Below are 21028 nucleotides of genomic sequence, written 5' to 3'. Positions count from 1 at the left end.
AATCTACAGCGCTTCGGTGCTCGCCAGGTCGGGCCACACCACCACCGACGCCGCCAGTGCCTGCGCGGCCTCGGTCGCGCCGGGCAACCACTGCTGCACCGTCACCACATGCACGCGAAGCAGGAAGCGCATTGCCTCCAGCGTCGCGAGTTCGAGTCCGATCGCGTGCAGCAACGCCCAGTCTGCCTCTGCCGAGAGTCGCAGGCCGCTCGCCTGGCTGTCCTGCAACGCATGCCAGACCGAAACCGCCGCGCGCGACGAAGGCTGTCCGAGGGCCGTTGGCGCACGCTGCGCCAGGGCCACATCCAGCCAGCGCCGCAAGTTGTCGTGAATGCCATTCGACGAATGCACCAACGCATGCGCGAGCGGCACCGCAGCCAGCGGGAGTTCGTCGACGACGCGCGCGTAAGCCACGAAAGGATCGGGCCCGCGGCGAGGCGTGAACAGGGTGCGTAGGGCGTGCAGCATCTCCTCACTGTGTGGCGCCTCCTCAGCGGTCGCTGTAGGCGCAAGCTGCGTTGCAACGTGCGCACCGCGCGGCGTGTGCGCTCTATACTCGTTCGCTACTTCCAGTAGACAGTGCTGCAGCTCCCGCCCAGCCTGCGTATACAGCTATGAATTCGATAGCAAACTCAACCTCGCTGCGTCAGCGCCTTGCGCGCTGGATGCCGTGCCTTGCCTGGCCCCGCCCGAGCCGCGGGCTGTTGCAGAGCGAAGCCATCGCCGGCATCACGGTGGCGTTGATGGTGATTCCGCAAGGCGTGGCCTACGCGGCGCTCGCCGGCATGCCGCTGGTGACCGGCGTCTACGCCGCGCTCTGGCCGGCGCTGGTGGCGGTGCTGTTCAGTTCGTCTCAACGCCTGTCGGTTGGCCCGACGGCGCTCACCAGTTTGCTCGTCGGTGCCTCGCTCGCCCCGCTGGCGGTGGCCGGCAGTGCCGAGTGGGTGGCGATGGCGGTGTGGCTCACGCTGCTCTCTGGCGGCATCCAGATCCTGATCGGCGCCGGCCGCTTTGGCTGGGTGCTTCGGCTGGTCAATTCGCCGGTGCTGACCGGTTTCACGCAGGGCGCGGCGATCCTCATCGCGATCTCGCAACTTCCCGCGCTGCTCGGGTTCACCGGGCGCACGCTTTTGCAGATGCTCGAGGGATTGCGCGGCGGCACGCCGCCCGACTGGACGGCGATGGCGTTCGGCCTCGGCAGCATGGCCGTGCTGTGGGCGGGCAAACGCTGGCTGCCGCGCGTGCCGACGACCATGGCGCTGGTGGCAGCCGCTTCGGCGCTGAGCTGGGCACTGAGCTACGCGCTGCTCGGCGGCGCGGTGGTGGGTGCGTTGCCGTCGGGCTTGCCGTCTTTCTACTGGCCAAGCGGTGTCGCGTTGTCGACGCTGGGCGCGCTGCTGCTGCCGGCGCTCACGATCACGCTGGTGAGCTTTCTCGAAACCGCATCGAGCGCGAAGATCGACAACGCGCGGGCCGGCACGCTCTGGAACGAAAACCAGGACCTCATCGGGCAAGGCCTCGCGAAGGTGGCGTCGGGTCTCACGGGCGCGTTCCCGACCAGCTCTTCGTTCTCGCGCTCGGCCATCACGCTGTATGCCGGCGCCCAGACCGGCTGGGCCACCTTGTTCAGCGTGCTCGTCGTCGCAATCTCGTTGCTGTGGTTGATGCCGATGCTGTACCACGTGCCGCAGGCCGTGCTCGCCGCCGTGGTCATGACGGCCATCCTGGGGCTCATCAAGCCGCGCAGCTTCGCGGTGCTCTGGCGGGTGTCGCGCGTGGAAGGCGGCATCGCATTCGCGACTTTCGCGCTGACCATCGCGACCGCGCCGTCGATCTACTGGGGCGTGCTCGGCGGCCTGCTCGCGAGCCTCGCGAACTACATGTACCGCCACCTGCATCCGCGCATCATCGAAGTGGGCCTGCATGGCGATGGCAGCCTGCGCGACCGCCACCTGTGGCAGCTGCCACCGCTCGCGCCGCAGCTCTATGCGCTGCGCATGGACGCCGAGCTCGACTTCGCCTCGGCGCCCACGCTCGAGCGTGCGATCGCCGAAGCGCTGGCCGGGCGGACCGGTCTCACCGACGTGTGCCTCTTCGCGCAACCGATCAACCGCGTCGACATCACCGGCGCGGAAGTGTTCGGTTCGATCCGCCGCATGCTCGAGGGCAAGGGCGTCCGGTTTCACCTGAGCGGGCTCAAGCTGCCGGCCCAACAGTTGCTCGATCGCGCGGGCCTGCTCGCGCCCGGCCCGCTGTTCTGCAGCTACCGCACCGACGCCGAGGCGCTCGCCGCGCTGGGCCACGTCAGACGGTCCCCGCCACCAGCTTGAGCTTGAGGGCCTCCACGGCAGACAGGTACCAGTTCTCCTTGAGCACATGCCGGTAGAGCGCCTCGATGTCGAGCTTCGAACCGCGCACCAGATTCTCGAATCCGTTGCGCTCCAGGATTTGGCCGCTGTTGATTTCCGCCAGCAGGTCGCGAATCACGCCCTCCACCGAGCGCAGCGCGCCGTTGAGGTGAAGGTCTTTCTGCAGGCGACATTCGTGGATGTGCAAGGAGGCGTCCTTCGACACACAAGCGGCGGGCGCCGGTCAGGCGCTCAGAGCGGCGCCAACTGCGAGGGTCGGTCGGCGTTGCAATATTCGAAGAAGGCGTCCAAGTCGTTGGACTTGTCGAACACCGCGTCGGCACCGAGCGCCGCGCAACGCGCCTTCATTTCAGAGGTCGCGTAGTTGCTGAGCACCACCACGCGCTGCTGATCGCCGCGCTCACGGCAGGCGGCCAGGACGCCGAGCCCGGAACCCTGCTTGAGGAACAGATCAACGACGGCGAGATGCCACTCGCCGCGGTGCGTCTCGAGCCACGCGATGGCTTCGTTCTCGGTTTCGGCGATGCCGGCGACGGCCGCATTGGCAAGATCTTCCAGTGACGGAATGAGGTTGTCCCGGATGGTCTTGTTGTCTTCGACGATGAACGTGATGAGCGCCATGAAATCCGTGAGGTGACCGTTGCTGCGTGGCGCGAGTTTATGGCAAGCGTTCAGTCCCGCACCCGTCCGCGCGAGTTCTTGATCGCGGAGCGCTGGCTTTTTCCTTCGAGCCGGCGCTGCTTCGAACCGTAGGTGGGTTGGGTCGCGCGCCGCACGCGCGGCGGCGTCGCCACGCTGTCGACCACTTCCTGAAGGCGAGCGAGCGCGTCGTTCCGGTTCATTTCCTGGGTGCGGTGCTGCTGCGCTTTGAGCACCAGCACGCCCTCTTGCGTGATGCGCGAGTCGCGCAGCGAGAGCAGTCGCTCCTTCACGTCGTCGGGCAGCGAACTGGCCGGGATGTCGTAGCGCAGATGTACCGCGCTCGACACCTTGTTGACGTTCTGGCCGCCCGCCCCCTGCGCACGGATGGCGCTGAGCTCGACCTCGTTCTCATCGACGAAAAGCGGCTTGCGCAGCGTCATCGAGCGATCAGACGCGTTCGAAGATCGCAGCGATGCCCTGCCCGCCGCCGATGCACATTGTCACCAGCGCATAGCGGCCACCGATACGGTGCAGCTCGGCGATCGCCTTGGTCGTGATGATCGCGCCGGTCGCGCCCACGGGGTGGCCGAGCGAAATGCCGGAGCCGTTCGGGTTCACCCTCGCCGGATCGAAATCCAGTTCCTTGATGACAGCACAGGCCTGCGCCGCGAAGGCCTCGTTCGACTCGATCACGTCGAGGTCGCTCACCTTGAGCCCCGTGCGCGCCAGCACTTTGCGCGTGGCCGGCACCGGGCCGATGCCCATGTAGGCCGGCTCGACGCCCGCGTGCGCGTAACCCACGAGGCGCGCGAGCGGCTTGAGCCCGAGCACCTGGACGCGCGAACCCTCGGCCAGCACCACCGCGGCCGCGCCGTCGTTGATGCCCGACGCGTTGCCGGCGGTGACGAGACCGTCCTTCTTGAAAGCCGGCTTCATCTTGGCCAACGCTTCCATCGTGGTGTCGGCGCGTACGTGCTCGTCGGTGTCAAACAGCACGACGCCCTTGCGTGTCTTCACTTCGACCGAGACGATCTGCTCCTTGAAGCGGCCCGCCGTGATGGCCGCAGCCGCGCGCTGCTGGCTCATCACCGCCAGCTGGTCCTGCTGTTCGCGCGTGATGCCGTAGCGCGCCGCCACGTTCTCGGCGGTGATGCCCATGTGCATCTTTTCCCAGGGGTCGTGCAGGATACCGAGCATGTAATCGACCAGCACCGCGTCGCCCATGCGCGCGCCATAGCGGGCCGCGGTGTCGAAGTAAGGGCCGCGGCTCATCGACTCGGAACCACCGCCGATCGCGATGTCGCAGTCTCCCAACGCGATCGCCTGCGCGGCAGACACGATCGCCTGCAGCCCGGAGCCGCAGAGGCGGTTCACGTTGAAGGCCGGCGTCTCGATCGGGCAACCGGCATCGATGGCAGCGACACGGCTCAGGTAGGCATCCTTCACGTCGGTCGGGATCACGTTGCCCATGACCACGTGGCCGATGGCGTCGGGCGCCACGCCGCTGCGTTCGAGGGCGGCCTTGACCGCCGTGGTGGCGAGCTGGGTGTTGGGCACGTCCTTCAGCGAACCGCCGAAGGTGCCGATGGCGGTGCGGGCAGTGCCGACCACGAAGATGTCGCGTGAAGTCATGGGATGTCTCTCCGGAAACGAACCCACCACGGCGGTGGGCGCAGGAGACGATTTTGACGGCGAACGACGCCTCTCGCTGTCACCCGTGCGGTGCAGATTTCGGCGAAACGTCCGTCACATCGCTCGCCGTGCCCCGGATGCGCACGGGCTGCTCGACCGATTCCCCACGCGCGCGCGCATTGGCGACGTCTGCGGCGCTCGGCTCGGCCGACCGACCGGCCGCGCGAAAGCGGTCGAAGCCCGCACCGGGGTTGAAGCGCATCACCCACGGCGTGACCGGTTTGCCGGTGAGGCGCGCCCAGCCGTAGCGCACGCCCCACACCGCGGCCAGCAGCAGCACGGCCACCGCCAGGCTGGCCGCGAACACGAGGCCGAGCAGGAAGAAGACCACGCGAAAAATAAAATTCATTATCCGCCCTTAGGCCGCGACCTCGCTGGTTGGTTCCCCGGCCTTCGAAAACCCGAACTGGCCCGGCGAATGGATCGGATCGGTGGTCACGTAGATCGTGTCCTTCGGCGCGAAACTGCCGTCGAGCAGCAACTTGCTCAGCGGATTTTCGATGCGCTGCTGGATGGCGCGCTTGAGCGGTCGCGCCCCGAACACCGGGTCGAAGCCGACCTTGGCGATCTCGGCCAGCGCGGCGGGCGACACATCCAGCGTGTAGTCCATCTTCGTGAGCCGCGCCTGCAGCACCTTCAGCTGGATCGCCGCGATCGATTCGATGTTCTTCGCGTCGAGCGCATGGAACACCACCGTCTCGTCGATGCGGTTCAAAAACTCGGGCCGGAAGTAGTTCTTCAGCTCGTCCCACACCGCGTCCTTGATGTCCTGGCTCGGCTGCCCGACCATCGACTGGATGATCGGCGAGCCGATGTTGCTGGTCATCACGATCACGGTGTTCTTGAAGTTCACGGTGCGACCCTGGCCGTCAGTGAGACGCCCGTCGTCGAGCACCTGCAAGAGGATGTTGAACACGTCCGGATGCGCTTTCTCGACCTCATCGAGCAGCAGCACGCTGTAAGGCTTGCGGCGCACGGCTTCGGTCAGGTAGCCGCCCTCTTCGTAGCCCACGTAGCCCGGCGGCGCGCCGATCAGCCGCGCGACCGAATGCTTCTCCATGAACTCGCTCATGTCGACGCGAATCAGGTGGTCTTCGCTGTCGAACAGGAACCCCGCCAGCGCCTTGCACAGTTCGGTCTTGCCGACACCCGTGGGACCGAGGAACAGGAAGGAGCCGGTCGGGCGGTTCGGGTCCGAGAGGCCCGAGCGCGAACGGCGAATGGCGTTGGCGACCGCACCGATGGCCTCATCCTGGCCGACCACGCGCTCGTGCAGCTTGGCTTCCATCACGAGCAGCTTGTCGCGCTCGCCCTGCATCAGCTTGGCGACCGGGATGCCGGTGGCACGCGCCACGACCTCGGCGATCTCTTCGGCGCCGACCTGGGTGCGCAGCAAGGTGGGCACCGTCGACTTACCCTTGGTCGTTTCGCTGTCCTGCGCTTCTTTCAGGCGCTTCTCCAGCGCCGGCAACTGGCCGTACTGCAGCTCGGCGACCTTGTTGAAGTCACCTTTCTGGGTGAACTCGGCGATCTGGAACTTGATCTTGTCGATGTCTTCGCGCACGTGGGCACTGCCCTGCGCCTGCGCCTTCTCGGCCTGCCAGATCTCGTCGTAGTCGGCGATCTCCTTCTGCAGTTTGGCGATCTCGTCTTCGATCAGTCCGAAGCGTTTTTGCGACGATTCGTCCTTCTCGCGGCGCACGGCCTCGCGCTCGATCTGCAGCTGGATCAGCCGGCGGTCCAGCCGGTCCATCACCTCGGGCTTGGAATCCATCTCGATCTTGATCTTGGCCGCGGCCTCGTCGATGAGGTCGATCGCCTTGTCAGGCAGGAAGCGGTCGGTGATGTAGCGATCGGCCAGCTCGGCCGCAGCGACGATCGCCGGGTCGGTGATGTCGACGCCATGGTGGACCTCGTACTTCTCCTGCAGGCCGCGCAGGATGGCGATGGTCGCCTCCACACTGGGCTCACCGACGATGATCTTCTGGAAGCGGCGCTCCAGAGCGGCGTCTTTTTCGATGTACTTGCGGTACTCGTCGAGCGTGGTGGCGCCCACGCAGTGCAGCTCGCCGCGCGCGAGCGCGGGCTTCAACATGTTGCCCGCGTCCATGGCGCCTTCGGCCTTGCCGGCGCCGACCATGGTGTGCAGCTCGTCGATGAAGACGATGGTCTGCCCTTCGTCCTTTGCGAGTTCGTTCAGCACGGTCTTCAGGCGCTCCTCGAACTCGCCGCGGAACTTGGCGCCGGCCAGGAGCGCCGCCATGTCGAGCGACAGCACCCGCTTGCCCTTGAGCGACTCGGGCACCTCGCCCGCGACGATGCGCTGCGCCAGGCCTTCGACGATGGCGGTCTTGCCGACGCCGGGTTCACCGATCAGCACCGGGTTGTTCTTGGTGCGACGTTGCAGCACCTGGATGGCGCGGCGGATTTCCTCGTCGCGGCCGATGACCGGGTCGAGCTTGCCCAGGCGCGCGCGCTCGGTCAGGTCCATGCAGTATTTCTTGAGCGCCTCGCGCTGGCCTTCGGCATCGGCGCTGTTCACGCCCTGCCCGCCGCGCACCGCGTCGATGGCGGACTCGAGCGACTTGCGCGTCATGCCGTTGGCACGCGCGAGGTTGCCGACATCAGCTTTGGAGTCCGACAACGCCAGCAGGAAGAGCTCGCCGGCGATGAACTGGTCGTTGCGCTTGAGGGCTTCTTTTTCTGTGGCCTGCAGCAGCTTGGCGAGTTCGGGGCCGACCTGGACCTGGTCGTTGCCTTGCACTTGCGCCAGCCTCTTGATGGCGGCCTCGGCCGCCTGGGTCAGGCCTGCCACATTGACGCCGGCACGCTCGAGCAGCGCACGCGGGCCTTCGTCCTGGCGCAGCATCGCGGCCAGCAGGTGGGCCGGCTCGATGTAGGCGTTGTCGTTGCCCAGCGCGAGCGTTTGGGCGTCGCTGAGCGCTTCCTGGAACTTGGTGGTGAGTTTGTCTTGGCGCATGGTGTGGTTTCCTGCATTCAAAATAGGGCTGTCGCGGCGCGATTCAAGGGCAATCGCCGCGTCCGGGCATGGCTATTGCACCGTGCCCTTCATCTTTCAATCCTTCGTTTGGAGTCGATCATGGCTTTTTCAACACCGCGCGTCCGTGCGGTACGGCACGCACTGACCGCCGGCCTCCTGGCCGTGGCAGCGGGTCTTTCGGGCATGGCGCAGGCGCAAAGCAGCACGCCGATCAAGTTGCTGGTCGGCTTTCCGGCCGGTGCCGGCACCGACGCCATCGCCCGCATGCTGGGCGAGAAGCTCAAGGACGAACTGGGCACACCGATCGTGGTCGAGAACCGCGCCGGTGCCGGCGGCCAGATCGCTGCGCAAGCGCTCAAGGCCGCGCCGGCCGACGGCCACACGCTGTTCCTCACGCACGACCACTCGATTTCTATCCTGCCGCAGGTCGTGAAAAATCCGGGCTTCAACCCGAGCAACGACTTCGTGCCGGTGGCCGGCTTCGCGACCTTCGCCAACGTGCTCGCCGTGTCGGGCGCCACGCCGGCCAAGACCATCGATGAGTATGTGAAGTGGGTCAAGACGCAGCGCGACGGCAAGGACACCATCGGCGTTCCCGCGCCGGGCTCGATCCCCGAGTTCCTGGTGAAGATGATCGGCGACAAATACAAGCTCGACCTGCAGGCCGCGCCCTACCGCGGCAGCGCACCGATGACGGCCGACATGCTGGGCAACCAGATCAGTGCGGGCATCGCATCGGTGCCCGACTTCATCGAGAACCACAAGGCGGGCAAGGTGCGCATCGTGGCCGTGATCGGCGCGAAGCGGCAGCCGTTGCTGCCGACGATCCCGACCTTCAGCGAGCTCGGTTTTCCCAACCTCGACGATTACCCCTACTACGGCGTGTTCGCCCCGGTCGGCACGCCGCAACCCGTGATCGACCGCTTCGGCACTGCGCTGCAGAAGGTGCTGGCCATGCCCGACATCAAGCAGAAGTTGACGACGCTGGGCCTCAACGTAGCTTACGAACCGCAAGGCCAGTTCGCCGGCCGCGTGCGCACCTACACGCAGAGCTGGGAACGCATCATCCAGGCCAGCGGCTTCGTGCCCAAGTAAGCCTGCGGCAAGGTTGCGCCGGCCCTACGCGTTGCCGGCGTCGATGCCCCAGCGCGCGAGCGCAGCGTCATCGGCGACGCGCGCGTCGACCCACCGGGCGCCCTCGGGCGTCTGTTCTTTTTTCCAGAACGGCGCCTGGGTCTTGAGATAGTCCATCAGGAATTCACAGGCCTGAAAACTCTCGGCGCGGTGCGCCGACACCACCGCAACCATCATGATCTGGTCCTGCGGCTGGAGCAGGCCCACGCGGTGGATCACGCGCACGCCCAACAGGCCGAAGCGGCGCTCGGCCTCGTCGATCATGGCGTCGATCGCCTTCTCGGTCATGCCGGGGTAATGCTCCAGCTCCATCGACGCCACGGCGCTGCCGTCGTTGCGATCGCGCACCGTGCCGATGAAGCTGCACACGGCGCCGACCGCCGGCTGCGCGGCGCGCAGCGTGGCGATTTCTGCGCCGATGTCGAAATCGGCGGTCTGCACGAGCACGCGCGGCACGCTCACCCTCCGGTGACCGGCGGAAAGAACGCGACCTCGACGCCGTCGCGCAGCGCTGCGGTCTCGACGGTCATGGTGTGGTCGAGCGCCATGCGCACCGCCTTGCCGCGCGCGAGCGCGGAGGCGTAGGGCTCGCCGCGGGCGATGAGTTCGTCGCGCAGCGCGGCCAGCGTGGGAGCGGCTGTGTCGACCGATTCATCGCTCTTGCCGAGCGCCTCGCGGACCGATGCGAAATAGCGGACAGGTATTTTCATGAGAAGAGCGATGCGAAAGGAATGAACTGGACCGTGTCGCCCCGGGCGAACGCCTGGCCGCCCGGGTTGTCGATCACGCCGTCTCCCCACACGGCGGATGTCAGCACACCCGAACTCTGGTTGGGGAACAGCTCGAGGCCGCCCTGCGCGTTGCGGCGTGCACGCAGGAATTCGCGGCGCCGATCGGGCTTCGCCCAGTCGGAATCGACGCGCATCGCAGTCGACACGATTGCCGTGCGCGCAGCGCCCTGCAGCGCAAGGATGAACGGCCGCACCAGCAGCACGAACGTCATGAAGCTGGAGACCGGATTGCCCGGCAGCCCGGTGACGTGCGTGCCGCCGATGTTGCCATAGGCGAAAGGTTTACCCGGCTTCATGGCGAGCGACCAGAGCTGCAGTTCGCCGAGGGCCTGCAGCGCGGCCTTGATGTGGTCTTCTTCGCCGACCGAGACGCCGCCGGTGGTGATGATCAGGTCGTTGGATGCGGCGGCATCGCGCAACGCATCGATGGTCGCATCGCGCCGGTCCGGCACGATGCCCAGGTCGTTCACTTCGCAGCCCAGCCGGTGCAGCAGCGCGCGCATGAAGAAGCGATTGGAGTTGTAGATCGACCCGGGCTTCATCGCTTCGGGCGCCACGTCGCCGGGCATCACGAGTTCGTCGCCGGTCGACAGCAGCGCAACGCGCGGGCGCCTGGCGACCTGCAGCCGATCGAAACCCACGCTCGCGGCCAGGCCGAGCGCGGCGGGCGTGAGGCGCTCGCCCTTCGACAACACCACGTCACCTGCCGCGACGTCTTCGCCGGCGCGGCGAATCCATTGACCGCCCGCCGGCACGATCGCGATGCGGACGCTGCCAAGACCCTCGGCTTCGGCGAGGGCAGCCGTGTCCTCTTGCATGACGACCGCGTCCGCCCCCCCGGGGATCTGCGCCCCGGTGAAGATGCGCGCCGCCGTGCCGGCCTCGAGCCGTGTGCCGACGCTGCCGGCCGGAATGCGTTGCGCCACCCGCAGCACGGCACCCGGCACCGCGCAGTCGTCGGCGCGCACGGCATAACCGTCCATCGAACTGTTGTCGCGTGGCGGAACGGTCAGTGCCGAGACCACGTCTTGTGCGAGCACGCGCCCGTCGGCTTCGAAAGTCGACACGCTCTCGCTGCCAACCGGGGGCACCGCCTTTGCCAACAGGCTGACGAGCGCCTCGTCGAGCGGCATCAGGGGAGGACGTTTTGAATCAGCCATGGGTGGTCACGTTGTAGTGAAAGCGGTCGCCGCTGTCGATCAGCCAGCGCGCAATGTCTTCGACGTCGTCCAGGCCGAACATCGGCACGCCGATCGGCGCGTTCAGCAAATGCGGCGCGTCGGTCGCAATCGCGGCGACGTGCGCGTCCTGGTCGTAGCGCACCGCGCGGGGCGCCTCGCCGGCATCGGCCGCGCGCCAGACTTCGATTTTCGGCAGGTCGCTGTGCTTGAAGCCCTCGACGAGCACCCAGTCGACACCGGCATCGAGCTCGGCGATCAGCTGGTGCACGTCGAGTTGCGCCGGCTGCTCGAATTCGCGCATCAGGGCGAGGCGCTTGTCAGACGCGACGACCACTTCGAAAGCGCCCGCCTCGCGATGCCGCCAACTGTCCTTGCCCGGATGGTCGATGTCGAACTTGTGGTGCGCATGCTTGACCACAGACACCCGCAACCCGCGGCGCTTGAGCAGCGGAATCAGCCGCTCGACCAGCGTGGTCTTGCCTGCACCGGAGTAACCGGCAAAACCGATGACCTTCATGCAGCGCCCGTTTCAATCACAGTTTTCGGCGATGTAGGCTTTGACGGCCTGCGCATCCGACGGCAGCTTGACGACGCGCTTGGGGAGTTTTTCGATGCCTTCGAACCGGGCCGGGCGATCCGGCTCGTGGCCCAGCGCCTCCACGATGGTCGCGGCGAACTTGATCGGCAGCGCGGTCTCGAGCACGACCATGGGCACGCCGGCTTCGACGTACTCCCGCGCGACCTTCAGGCCATCCGCCGTGTGCGTGTCGACCAGCACGGCGAAGCGCTTGTCGGTGTCGCGGATGGTGGCGAGGCGGTCGGCATGCGTGCTGCGGCCGCTGCGAAAACCAAAGCGGCCGGCGGCATCGGCGAAGGCGGGGTCGACGCTCAGGTCGAAGCGGCCGGTTTCGGCGATCTGGCCCTCGAACAGGCTGCGCAGTTTGTCGGCGTCGCGGCCGAGAAGATCGAACACGAAGCGCTCGAAGTTGCTGGCCTTGCTGATGTCCATCGACGGGCTGGAGGTCTCGTGCGTGTCGGCCGCGGCGCGCACGCGGTACACGCCGGTGCGGAAGAACTCGTCGAGCACGTCGTTCTCGTTGGTCGCGACCACCAGCGTGCGGATCGGCAGGCCCATCATGCGGGCGACGTGGCCGGCGCAGACATTGCCGAAGTTCCCCGACGGCACTGCGAAGCTCACCTGCTTGTCGTTGCTGGCCGTCGCCTGGAAGTAGCCGGCGAAGTAGTAGACGACCTGCGCCAGGAGGCGGGCCCAGTTGATCGAATTGACCGTGCCGATGCGGTACTTGCGCTTGAAAGCGAGATCGTTCGACACCGCCTTCACGATGTCCTGGCAATCGTCGAACACGCCAGCGATCGCGATGTTGTGGATGTTTTCGTCCTGCAGGCTGAACATCTGCGCCTGCTGGAACGGACTCATGCGGCCGTCGGGCGAGGTCATGAAGACGCGCACGCCCTTCTTGCCGCGCATCGCGTATTCGGCGGCGCTGCCGGTGTCGCCACTCGTTGCGCCGAGGATGTTGAGCTCGGCGCCGCGACGCGTCAGTTCGTACTCGAACAGATTGCCGAGCAACTGCATCGCCATGTCCTTGAACGCCAGCGTCGGGCCGTTGGACAAGGCTTCGAGGTAGACACCGTCTTCGAGCTCGCGCAACGGCACGATCTCGTCGGTGCCGAACACCTCCGCCGTGTACGTCTTCGCGCACAACGCCCTCAGATCGGCCGGCGGAATGTCGTCGACGTAGAGCGAGAGGATCTCGAACGCCAGTTCGGCGTATGGCAGGCCGCGCCACCTGGCCAGCATGTCGGCGTCCACTTGCGGATAGCGCTCCGGCAGGTACAGGCCGCCATCGGGCGCCAGGCCTTCCAGCAGGATGTCGCAGAAGCGTTTGCGGTCGGGGTGGCCGCGGGTGCTCAGGTAGTTCATCGGATCAGCTCAACTCTTCCTTGCGAATCCGCACGATCGGCGCCAGCACGGTGGGCAGCGCCTGCAGCTCGGCGATCACTTCGCTCACCGTGCCTTCGCGCGCATCGTGGGTGAGGATGATGAGGTCGGTTTGCGTCGAGCCCTCGCCGCCCACTTCGTCGGCTTCGCGCTGCAGCACCGCGTCGATGCTGATGTCGGCTGTTGCCAGCAGACCTGTGACCTTGGCAAGCACGCCGGCCTGGTCGGCCACGCGCAAACGCAGGTAGTAACTGGTAATGACCTCTTCCATCGGCAACACCTTCAGGTCGCTCATCGCGTCGGGATGGAACGCGAGGTGCGGCACCCGGTGAGCGGCATCGGCCGTGTGCAGGCGCGTGATGTCGACCAGGTCGGCGATCACCGCGCTGGCCGTCGGTTCGCTGCCGGCGCCCTTGCCGTAGTAGAGCGTGGTGCCCACGGCATCGCCGTGCACGACCACCGCGTTCATCGCGCCCTCGACATTCGCGAGCAGCCGTTTCGACGGCACCAGGCTCGGGTGCACGCGCAACTCGATGCCCTTGGCGGTGCGCTTGGTGATGCCGAGCAGCTTGATGCGGTAGCCGAGCTGCTCGGCGTACCTGATGTCCTGCGCCGCGAGTTTCGTGATGCCCTCCACGTGCGCCTTGTCAAACTGCACCGGGATGCCGAACGCGATCGCGCTCATCAGCGTGACCTTGTGCGCGGCGTCGACCCCTTCGATGTCGAAGGTCGGGTCGGCCTCGGCGTAACCCAGGCGCTGTGCCTCCTTGAGTACCGTGCCGAAGTCGAGGCCCTTGTCGCGCATCTCGGACAGGATGAAATTGGTCGTGCCGTTGATGATCCCGGCGATCCACTGGATGCTGTTGGCCGTGAGGCCTTCGCGCAGCGCCTTGATGATCGGGATGCCGCCAGCCACGGCGGCTTCGAACGCGACCATCACGCCCTTGTCGTGCGCGGCCGCGAAGATTTCGGTGCCGTGCACTGCGAGCAGGGCCTTGTTGGCCGTCACCACGTGCTTGCCCGCGGCGATGGCTTCGAGCACGAGCTGCCTGGCGATGCCATAGCCACCGATCAGTTCGATGACGATGTCGATGTCCGGGTTGGCGATGACGGCGTGCGCGTCGGCGACGACCTGAACGCCCTCCCCGACCGCCGCCCGCGCGCGCGCCGTGTCCAGGTCGGCCACCATCGTGATCTCGATGCCGCGACCCGCGCGCCGCTTGATCTCTTCCTGGTTGCGCCGGAGCACGTTGAAGGTGCCGCTGCCGACGGTGCCGATGCCCAGAAGGCCTACTTGGATGGGTTTCATGAAAGTCGCGTTCTTGCTGGGTGAATATTCATTGGGCCGAAGCCGGCACGACGCGCGCCACGAAGCGCGGCAGCGACCAGGCGCCACCGGCGAAGCCACGGCACATGGTGTCGCCGGTTTCGGAAGTGCGCGTGAAGCCCGTGCCGTCGAAGACCCAGGTTTCGGCGAAGATGCAGTCACCGACGCCGCGACCCTTCATGACCTCGGTGGTGCTGCCGTCCTTCTCGTCGAAGTCGCCCATGGCTTTGAGCGCCTTGGCTGCATGGGGCGGCTTGTCATTGGCCACCCAGAGAAACGTCGAGTCGTTGTAGGCACCCGTGCCGCACGACAGCGACAGCAGCACACGCCGGTCATCGAGGCGTTGCACGGTCATCGCGCCAGCGTTGACGCGGTCCTTGTTGTTGCAATCTTCCGCGGCGCGCTTGATGTCGAGCTCGGGGAATATCCGGGCGGCCAGGGCCTTGTCCTGCGGCCGTGTTTTCGCTGGCCTGACGGCCTTGACGACCGGCGCGAGCACGGGCGCGGCCACCGATGATTCCGGCTTGCTGCCCTTGCGCGTCAAGGCACTCGGCGTGCCGATGCGGCCCTGGAATTCGTCCATCTTGAGCAGCACCGCGTTCAGTCCTGCGAGCGACAGCGTCCAGCGCCGATCCTTCGCATCGCTGACCGCGACGGTCTCGGCCTTGACCAGCTCGGGCAGCACGCTGCGCACCTGAGCAGCATCGAGAGTGGCGCCGCTGGCGCCGAGGTTGGACACGCTGAGCTTGCCGACGCCCAGCCGCAGGCTGCCGCTGGGCTCAACCTCTCCATCCACCATCACATCGATACCGACCGGTGTCGAGGGCCCGGCGGCGCGTGTGATGCGCATCGACACCGGGTCGCTGCCCCCTTCTTCGGCCTGGTAGCCGGCGGCGCGGCAGGTGCGGGTGTTGTCGCACACCAGCTCCCAGTCCTTGTACTGGAAGGACACCGGCGCATCGCCAGCGACAGCCGATGCCACGGCGCACCACGAGAGCGCGGCCACGGAAAGGAGCCGCCTCATGACGCGGTCAGCGCCGCCTGGCGGCGGTACTTTTCGAGAAATTTCGCGATGCGGCCGATGGCCTCGCGCAGGTCGTCTTCGTGCGGCAGGAACACGATGCGGAAATGCTGGTTGTCCGGGTAGTTGAAGCCGGAGCCCTGCACCAGCATCACACGCGTCTCGCGCAGCACCTGCATGAAGAATTCGCGGTCGTCCGCGATCGGGTACATCACCGGATCGAGCTTCGGAAAGATGTAGAGCGCGGCCTGCGGCTTCACACAGGTCACGCCCGGAATGGCGGTGATGAGTTCGTACGCCAGGTCGCGCTGTCGACGCAAGCGGCCGCCGGGCTTGATCAGGTCGTTGATGCTCTGGTAACCCCCGAGCGCGGTCTGGATCGCCCACTGGCCCGGCACGTTCGAGCCCAGCTTCAGGTTGGCCAGCATGTTCAGGCCTTCGATGTAGTCGCCGGCATCACTCTTGGGCCCCGACACGATCATCCAGCCCGCGCGGTAGCCGCAGGAACGGTAAGCCTTGGAAAGGGAGTTGAAGGTAAGCGTGAGCACGTCGGTCGAGAGACTGGCCATCGCCGTGTGCTTTGCGTCTTCGTAAAGCACCTTGTCGTAGACCTCGTCGACCAGCAGCACCAAGCTGTGCTCGCGCGCGACGGCCACCATGCCGCGCAGCAACTCATCAGGGTAGAGCACGCCGGTCGGGTTGTTCGGGTTGATCACGACGATCCCGCGCGTTCGCGGCGTGATCTTGGCGCGGATGTCGGCCAGGCTCGGCAGCCAGTTGTTGTCTTCTTCGCAAACGTAGTGCACCGGCTTGCCACCGGACAGCGACACCGCAGCGGTCCACAGCGGGTAGTCAGGCATGGGCACGAGCAGTTCGTCACCGTCGTCGAGCAACGCGTTGGTCGCCATCACGATGAGTTCGCTCGCGCCGTTGCCGAGATAGATATCGTCGAGCGTGACGCCTTCAATGCCCTGCTGCTGGGTGTAGTGCATCACGGCCTTGCGCGCCGCGAAGATGCCCTTGCTGTCCGAATAGCCCGCCGAGTCTGGCAGGTTGCGAATCATGTCCTGCTGGATTTCTTCGGGTGCGTCGAAGCCGAACGGCGCCATGTTGCCGATGTTCAGCTTGATGATCTTCTGACCATCCTCTTCCATCTGCCGCGCGGCGTCGACGATCGGGCCGCGAACGTCGTACAGCACATTGGCCAGCTTGGCCGATTTCTTGAGCGTTTTCAAAGGCCCTCCCGGGCGGGTTTCGCAAGGTTTCCAATGCCCACGAAGCCCGTGCGTCACTGGAGAAAACCTATAATTTGACCACAGTTCCAACCGGCTCCCGATGAAGCTCCAGCCCGACAAATCCGACATCCAGACCCTCACTGCCCATGGGCCGGGCTGGATCGCCATCAACAACGAAAGAGTCCAAGAGAGCGTGGTGCTCGGCTCACGCGGCGAGCGCTTTGCGTGGGATTGCCAACGCTTTGACGAGTTGGGCGCCCTGCATTTCGAGCGGCTGGCCGCGCTCGACGCCGAACTGATCATCTTCGGCAGCGGCGACCGCATCCGGTTTCCGCAGCCCGCATGGCTCAAGCCGCTGATGGCGCAACGCATTGGGGTCGAGACCATGGACACGGCTGCGGCCTGCCGCACCTACAACATTCTGGCGAGCGAGGGACGGCATGTCGTCGCGGCCCTGCTGATCGAGGCGCGCGCGCCGGAACCCGCGGCTGGAAGTTAGTCCACGTTTCGGGGTAAAATCGCGGGTTGCGATGCGGCAAGCTGCCCGCAGTTAGCAACGACCAATCCTCCGTTCGTACAAGTGCCCTGCTGCACCCCGAATGGAATCCAACGGAGAAAACAAGTTTCATGGCGATCGTTGTCAACAAACCCATTCCCGAGTTCGAATCCAACGCCACCGGCGGGCTGAAGGTTTCGAACACCTCGCACCTCGGTCACGTGCTGGTGATGTACTTCTACCCCAAAGACAATACACCGGGTTGCACGACCGAAGCGATGCAGTTTCGTGACCGCTACAAGGATTTCGTAAAAGCCGGCGCCACCGTTTTCGGCGTGTCGCGTGACAACATGAAGTCGCACGACGAATTCAAGGCCAAGCTCGAGCTGCCCTTCGAACTCATCGCAGACACCGAAGAAAAGATGTGCCACATGTTCGGCGTGGTCAAGAACAAGATCATGTACGGCAAGAAGGTCAAGGGCATCGAGCGCTCGACCTTTCTCATCGGCGCCGACGGCATCCTGAAAGCCGAATGGCGTGGCCTCAAGGTACCGGGCCATGTCGACGACGTGCTCAAGGCCGTCAAGACGCTCAAGAAAGCTGCCTGACGCTTCAAGCGTGTGTTTTCGTGCGAAGCCGTGGGGCAGGCACAACGAACACCGGATGCGTCACCCGCGATGTGCATAATGGACTCATGCCGTTGAGCTCCACGACCGCATCCTCCGAACAAAGCCGCCTTGGCCTCAAGGCGGCTTTTTCGTTTTTTGGTTCCCCCTTCTTTGCGAGCGACTTCCCACATGCCCTTGCCTCCCGCCCCCTCGAAACGCGCCGCCCTGCTCACACCCGACGCACAAGACGCCCCCGCACGCTCATCGCACAAGAATTCGCGCCGATCTGCCGACCGCCGCTCTGACGGCGGCCCGGCGCACGGAACGCAAGCGCTGGAGTTGTTCGACGATCGCCGCAGCCCGGAAGCCGGCGGTGCAGTGCTCGAAGCGCCACCGCAGGCCAGGGCACCGGTGCAGGCGCCCGCTGCACCGCAGCCCACGCGCAGCTATCACGATCAACCGCAGGCGCCTCATGCCCTGGCACCCCAGACGCAAAACCCGCCGCGCACCAAGCGCAAGGCATCGGGTCCAGCCAAGCTATTCGTGCTCGACACCAATGTGCTGCTGCACGACCCGATGTGCCTGTTCCGCTTCGAAGAGCACGACATCTTCCTGCCGATGATCGTGCTGGAAGAGCTGGACGGCCACAAGAAGGGCACCACCGAGGTGGCCCGCAACGGTCGCCAGACCAGCCGCACGCTGGATGCGCTCGCCGGTGCCAAGGGCGCCGACATCACCAAGGGATTGAAGCTCGACACCACCGGCCACCGCGGTGCTGGCGGCAAGCTGTTCTTCCAGACCGCGCCGCTCGACTATTCGCTGCCGACCAGCCTGCCGCAGGGCAAGGCCGACAACCAGATCCTCGGCGTGGTGCATGCGCTGCGCGACCTGTATGCGCAAGACGCGCCGGGTCGCCCGAAGCAGGAAGTGGTGCTGGTGTCGAAAGACATCAACATGCGCGTCAAGGCGCGTGCGCTCGGCCTCGCCGCCGATGACTACCAAAACGACAAGACGCTCGAAGACGGTGACCTGCTCTACGCCGGCTCGCTCGCGCTGCCGCCCGACTTCTGGACGAAGCAGAGCAAGACGGTCGAGAGCTGGCAGAGCGGAAGCACGACCTTCTACCGCATCAGCGGCGCGATCGTGCCCAACCTCCACATCAACCAGTTCGTCTACTTCGAGGCACCCGGCGAGCCCAGCATGTACGCCCGCGTCACCGAAATCCGCGATAAGACAGCGGTGCTCAAGACGCTCAAGGACTACAGCTCCGGCAAGAACGCCGTCTGGGGCGTGGCCACGCGCAATCGCGAACAGAACTTCGCGATGAACCTGCTGATGGACCCTGACGTCGACTTCGTCACCCTGACCGGCACGGCCGGCACGGGCAAGACGCTGATGGCGCTCGCCTCGGGTCTGACCCAGGTGCTCGACGACAGGCGCTACACCGAAATCATCATGACGCGCGCGACCGTGAGCGTCGGTGAAGACATCGGCTTCCTGCCGGGCACCGAGGAGGAAAAGATGGGCCCGTGGATGGGCGCGCTCGACGACAACCTCGAGTTCCTCGCCAAGGGCGACGGCGGCGGAGCCGGCGAATGGGGTCGCGCCGCGACCAACGAGCTGATCCGAAGCCGTATCAAGATCAAGAGCATGAACTTCATGCGCGGGCGCACGTTCCTGAACAAGTACGTGATCGTCGACGAAGCGCAGAACCTGACACCCAAGCAGATGAAGACGCTGATCACGCGTGCCGGCCCCGGCACCAAGATCATCTGCATGGGCAACCTGGCGCAGATCGACACGCCCTACCTCACCGAAGGGTCGTCCGGCTTGACCTTCGCGGTCGACAAATTCAAGGGTTGGCCGCACGGCGGGCACATCACGCTGGCGCGCGGCGAACGTTCGCGCCTGGCCGACTTCGCGAGCGAAGTGCTCTAAAGCCTCGCCACCGGCTCGCGAAAGCCCGCGACCGCCTTGGCGCTCGCGGGCTTTTTCATGCCCGGCCGCGTGACCGCGTTGTCAGAGCGCTAGTACTCGTAGCCACCGCCGCTGGCGAGGCTCTCGAACTTGGTGATCGGCTTGAGGAACGCGAGCTTCACGGTGCCGGTCGGGCCGTTCCGCTGCTTGCTGATGATCACTTCCGCCACGCCCGGCTCTTTCGAGTTCTTGTCGTAATAGTCGTCGCGGTAGATGAACATGATGATGTCGGCGTCCTGCTCGATGGCGCCGGACTCGCGCAGGTCGCTCATCATCGGGCGCTTGTCGGTGCGCGACTCGACGCCGCGGCTGAGCTGCGACAGTGCGATCACCGGGCACTTGAGTTCCTTGGCCAGCATCTTCAGACCGCGCGAAATTTCACCCACTGCGGTCGCGCGGTTCTCGTCGTTCATCGCGGTCGACACGCTCATCAGCTGCAGGTAGTCGACCACGATCAGTCCCAGCTGGCCACAGGTGCGCGCCAGCCGACGCGCATTGGCGCGCAGCTCGCTGGTGGTGAGACCCGGCGTCTCGTCGATGTGCAGCGAGATGTTGCGCAGCTTCTCGATGGCCTCGGTCAATCGCGGCCACTCTTCGTCGGTGAGCTTGCCGGTGCGCAGATGGGTCTGGTCGATGCGGCCGATCGAGCCGACGATCCGCACCGCGAGTTGCGACGCGCCCATTTCCATCGAGAACACCGCCACCGGCAGGCCCTCGTTGAGCGCCACGTGCTCGGCGATGTTGATCGCCAGCGCTGTTTTGCCCATCGAAGGGCGCGCAGCCAGCACGATCATGTCGCCGGCTTGGAAGCCAGAGGTCATGCGATCGAGATCAACGAAGCCGGTCGGCACGCCCGTGATGTCGTTCGGGTTGTCGGCCATCTCGGTCACACGATCGAGCAGTTCGACCACCAGGGAATCCATGCCCTGGAAGCCCTGCTTCATGCGCGAGCCTTCCTCGCCGATGTTGAAGATCTTCTGCTCGGCCTCGTCGAGGATCTTGTCGACCGCCTTGCCGTTCGTGTTGAAGGCGTTGGTCGCGATCTCGTCGGCTGCGGACACCAGCTTGCGCAAGATCGAACGCTCGCGGACGATTTCGGCGTAGCGACGGATGTTGCTTGCGCTCGGCACGTACTGCGCCAGCGAGTTCAGGTAGACGAGCCCGCCGATTTCGTCAGCCTTGCCGAGGTTTTGCAATTGCTCGTAGACCGTGATCACGTCCGCCGGCTTGGTCGCGTTGATCAACGTGCCGATGGCCGAGTAGATCAGCTTGTGCTCGTGGCGGTAGAAGTCGCCGTCGACCAACAAGTCGCCCATGCGGTCCCACGCGTTGTTGTCGAGCAAGAGGCCACCGAGCACGCTCGATTCGGCTTCGATGGAATGCGGCGGAACGCGCAGTTGCGCGACCTGTCGGTCGGCGGGATCGTTATCGGCGTAAGAGAAGACGGCTGACATGGGTTTCCTTGCAGCCAGCCATGCTAGTGCGCGGGGCCGGCGACGTCATGGGATAACGCTGTGGATAAGCGGTGGCTTTTCGGTGGAGCGCCGAGGACAACTGCGCGGAACCCCAAAGTAAAAAGCCGCCCGAAGGC

21 protein-coding genes are annotated in these 21028 nt (G+C 65.7%); 5 read left to right on the top strand and 16 right to left on the bottom strand.

Translation table 11 applies throughout. The features are described from left to right. Nucleotides 1-3: 3 nt before the first annotated feature. On the bottom strand, nucleotides 4-468 hold the full coding sequence (locus AX767_RS17085) for a hypothetical protein (RefSeq protein ID WP_156481065.1): 465 nt from the start codon (nucleotides 466-468) through the stop codon (nucleotides 4-6). Nucleotides 469-665: 197 nt separating this feature from the next. On the opposite strand from AX767_RS17085, the gene AX767_RS17080 reads away from it, so the two are divergent. Beyond that, complete coding sequence (locus AX767_RS17080) at nucleotides 666-2330, top strand: SulP family inorganic anion transporter (protein WP_443082752.1); 1665 nt, start codon at nucleotides 666-668, stop codon at nucleotides 2328-2330. On the opposite strand, the gene AX767_RS17075 is transcribed toward AX767_RS17080, so the two are convergent. From AX767_RS17075 to clpB, 6 genes are all read right to left on the bottom strand, one after another. Next, the gene (locus tag AX767_RS17075; protein WP_068632416.1) at nucleotides 2305-2556 is read right to left on the bottom strand and encodes a hypothetical protein; all 252 of its coding nucleotides are present in this window, start codon (nucleotides 2554-2556) and stop codon (nucleotides 2305-2307) included. The genes AX767_RS17080 and AX767_RS17075 overlap by 26 nt on opposite strands. Nucleotides 2557-2600: 44 nt before the next feature. Continuing rightward, nucleotides 2601-2990 carry a response regulator gene (locus AX767_RS17070; protein ID WP_068632415.1) on the bottom strand — a complete coding sequence of 130 codons (390 nt, stop codon included), beginning with the start codon at nucleotides 2988-2990 and terminating at the stop codon, nucleotides 2601-2603. A gap of 50 nt (nucleotides 2991-3040) precedes the next feature. Continuing rightward, a complete protein-coding gene (gene arfB / locus AX767_RS17065) occupies nucleotides 3041-3451 on the bottom strand; it encodes an alternative ribosome rescue aminoacyl-tRNA hydrolase ArfB (RefSeq protein WP_068632414.1) in 411 nt (136 codons plus the stop codon). 7 nt (nucleotides 3452-3458) lie between these two features. Next, entirely contained in the window at nucleotides 3459-4643 is a 1185-nt protein-coding gene (locus tag AX767_RS17060) for an acetyl-CoA C-acyltransferase family protein (RefSeq protein ID WP_068632413.1), read from the bottom strand. 79 nt (nucleotides 4644-4722) lie between these two features. Continuing rightward, nucleotides 4723-5052, bottom strand: coding sequence for a hypothetical protein (locus AX767_RS17055; protein WP_237288486.1), 330 nt, complete (start codon nucleotides 5050-5052; stop codon nucleotides 4723-4725). A 9-nt stretch (nucleotides 5053-5061) separates the two neighbouring features. Next, nucleotides 5062-7683, bottom strand: coding sequence for an ATP-dependent chaperone ClpB (clpB, locus tag AX767_RS17050; protein WP_068632411.1), 2622 nt, complete (start codon nucleotides 7681-7683; stop codon nucleotides 5062-5064). A gap of 120 nt (nucleotides 7684-7803) precedes the next feature. Between clpB and AX767_RS17045 the strand changes: the two genes are divergently transcribed. Further along, entirely contained in the window at nucleotides 7804-8799 is a 996-nt protein-coding gene (locus AX767_RS17045) for a Bug family tripartite tricarboxylate transporter substrate binding protein (protein ID WP_068633812.1), read from the top strand. A gap of 24 nt (nucleotides 8800-8823) precedes the next feature. Here the strand turns inward: AX767_RS17045 and AX767_RS17040 are convergent, their stop codons facing one another. The 8 genes from AX767_RS17040 to AX767_RS17005 are packed head-to-tail and all read right to left on the bottom strand — an operon-like array spanning nucleotide 8824 to nucleotide 16356. Beyond that, complete coding sequence (locus AX767_RS17040; RefSeq protein ID WP_068632410.1) at nucleotides 8824-9300, bottom strand: molybdenum cofactor biosynthesis protein MoaE; 477 nt, start codon at nucleotides 9298-9300, stop codon at nucleotides 8824-8826. Beyond that, a complete protein-coding gene (gene moaD / locus AX767_RS17035) occupies nucleotides 9297-9548 on the bottom strand; it encodes a molybdopterin converting factor subunit 1 (RefSeq protein ID WP_068632409.1) in 252 nt (83 codons plus the stop codon). The genes AX767_RS17040 and moaD overlap by 4 nt, the downstream gene beginning before the upstream one ends. Continuing rightward, complete coding sequence (locus AX767_RS17030) at nucleotides 9545-10789, bottom strand: molybdopterin molybdotransferase MoeA (RefSeq protein WP_068632408.1); 1245 nt, start codon at nucleotides 10787-10789, stop codon at nucleotides 9545-9547. Before AX767_RS17030 ends, moaD begins: the two co-directional genes overlap by 4 nt. Beyond that, on the bottom strand, nucleotides 10782-11327 hold the full coding sequence (gene mobB / locus AX767_RS17025; protein WP_068632407.1) for a molybdopterin-guanine dinucleotide biosynthesis protein B: 546 nt from the start codon (nucleotides 11325-11327) through the stop codon (nucleotides 10782-10784). The genes AX767_RS17030 and mobB overlap by 8 nt, the downstream gene beginning before the upstream one ends. A gap of 12 nt (nucleotides 11328-11339) precedes the next feature. Continuing rightward, nucleotides 11340-12755 (bottom strand): threonine synthase, encoded by a 1416-nt coding sequence (gene thrC, locus AX767_RS17020; protein ID WP_068632406.1) that lies wholly within the window; start codon nucleotides 12753-12755, stop codon nucleotides 11340-11342. Nucleotides 12756-12759: 4 nt separating this feature from the next. Next, a complete protein-coding gene (locus AX767_RS17015) occupies nucleotides 12760-14082 on the bottom strand; it encodes a homoserine dehydrogenase (RefSeq protein WP_068632405.1) in 1323 nt (440 codons plus the stop codon). A gap of 28 nt (nucleotides 14083-14110) precedes the next feature. Beyond that, nucleotides 14111-15124: a DUF1176 domain-containing protein gene (locus tag AX767_RS17010; RefSeq protein ID WP_068632404.1), complete on the bottom strand. Its 1014-nt coding sequence runs from the start codon at nucleotides 15122-15124 to the stop codon at nucleotides 14111-14113. Further along, the gene (locus AX767_RS17005) at nucleotides 15121-16356 is read right to left on the bottom strand and encodes a pyridoxal phosphate-dependent aminotransferase (protein WP_068632403.1); all 1236 of its coding nucleotides are present in this window, start codon (nucleotides 16354-16356) and stop codon (nucleotides 15121-15123) included. Before AX767_RS17005 ends, AX767_RS17010 begins: the two co-directional genes overlap by 4 nt. 100 nt (nucleotides 16357-16456) lie before the next feature. Between AX767_RS17005 and AX767_RS17000 the strand changes: the two genes are divergently transcribed. The 3 genes from AX767_RS17000 (at nucleotide 16457) to AX767_RS16990 (ending at nucleotide 19398) form a co-directional block, all read left to right on the top strand. Continuing rightward, nucleotides 16457-16855 (top strand): Mth938-like domain-containing protein, encoded by a 399-nt coding sequence (locus tag AX767_RS17000; protein ID WP_068632402.1) that lies wholly within the window; start codon nucleotides 16457-16459, stop codon nucleotides 16853-16855. 128 nt (nucleotides 16856-16983) lie between these two features. Further along, nucleotides 16984-17460 carry a peroxiredoxin gene (locus tag AX767_RS16995; RefSeq protein WP_068632401.1) on the top strand — a complete coding sequence of 159 codons (477 nt, stop codon included), beginning with the start codon at nucleotides 16984-16986 and terminating at the stop codon, nucleotides 17458-17460. A gap of 189 nt (nucleotides 17461-17649) precedes the next feature. Next, nucleotides 17650-19398 carry a PhoH family protein gene (locus tag AX767_RS16990; protein ID WP_068632400.1) on the top strand — a complete coding sequence of 583 codons (1749 nt, stop codon included), beginning with the start codon at nucleotides 17650-17652 and terminating at the stop codon, nucleotides 19396-19398. Nucleotides 19399-19487: 89 nt separating this feature from the next. On the opposite strand, the gene dnaB is transcribed toward AX767_RS16990, so the two are convergent. Next, nucleotides 19488-20891: a replicative DNA helicase gene (dnaB, locus tag AX767_RS16985; protein WP_068632399.1), complete on the bottom strand. Its 1404-nt coding sequence runs from the start codon at nucleotides 20889-20891 to the stop codon at nucleotides 19488-19490. Between the last annotated feature and the right edge of the window lie 137 nt (nucleotides 20892-21028).

The sequence above is a fragment of the Variovorax sp. PAMC 28711 genome, assembly GCF_001577265.1.
In the GTDB taxonomy this organism is placed as follows: Bacteria; Pseudomonadota; Gammaproteobacteria; order Burkholderiales; family Burkholderiaceae_C; genus Variovorax.
The sequence above is the reverse complement of the archived record's forward strand: the minus strand, read 5'-3'. Positions and strand labels throughout refer to the sequence as shown.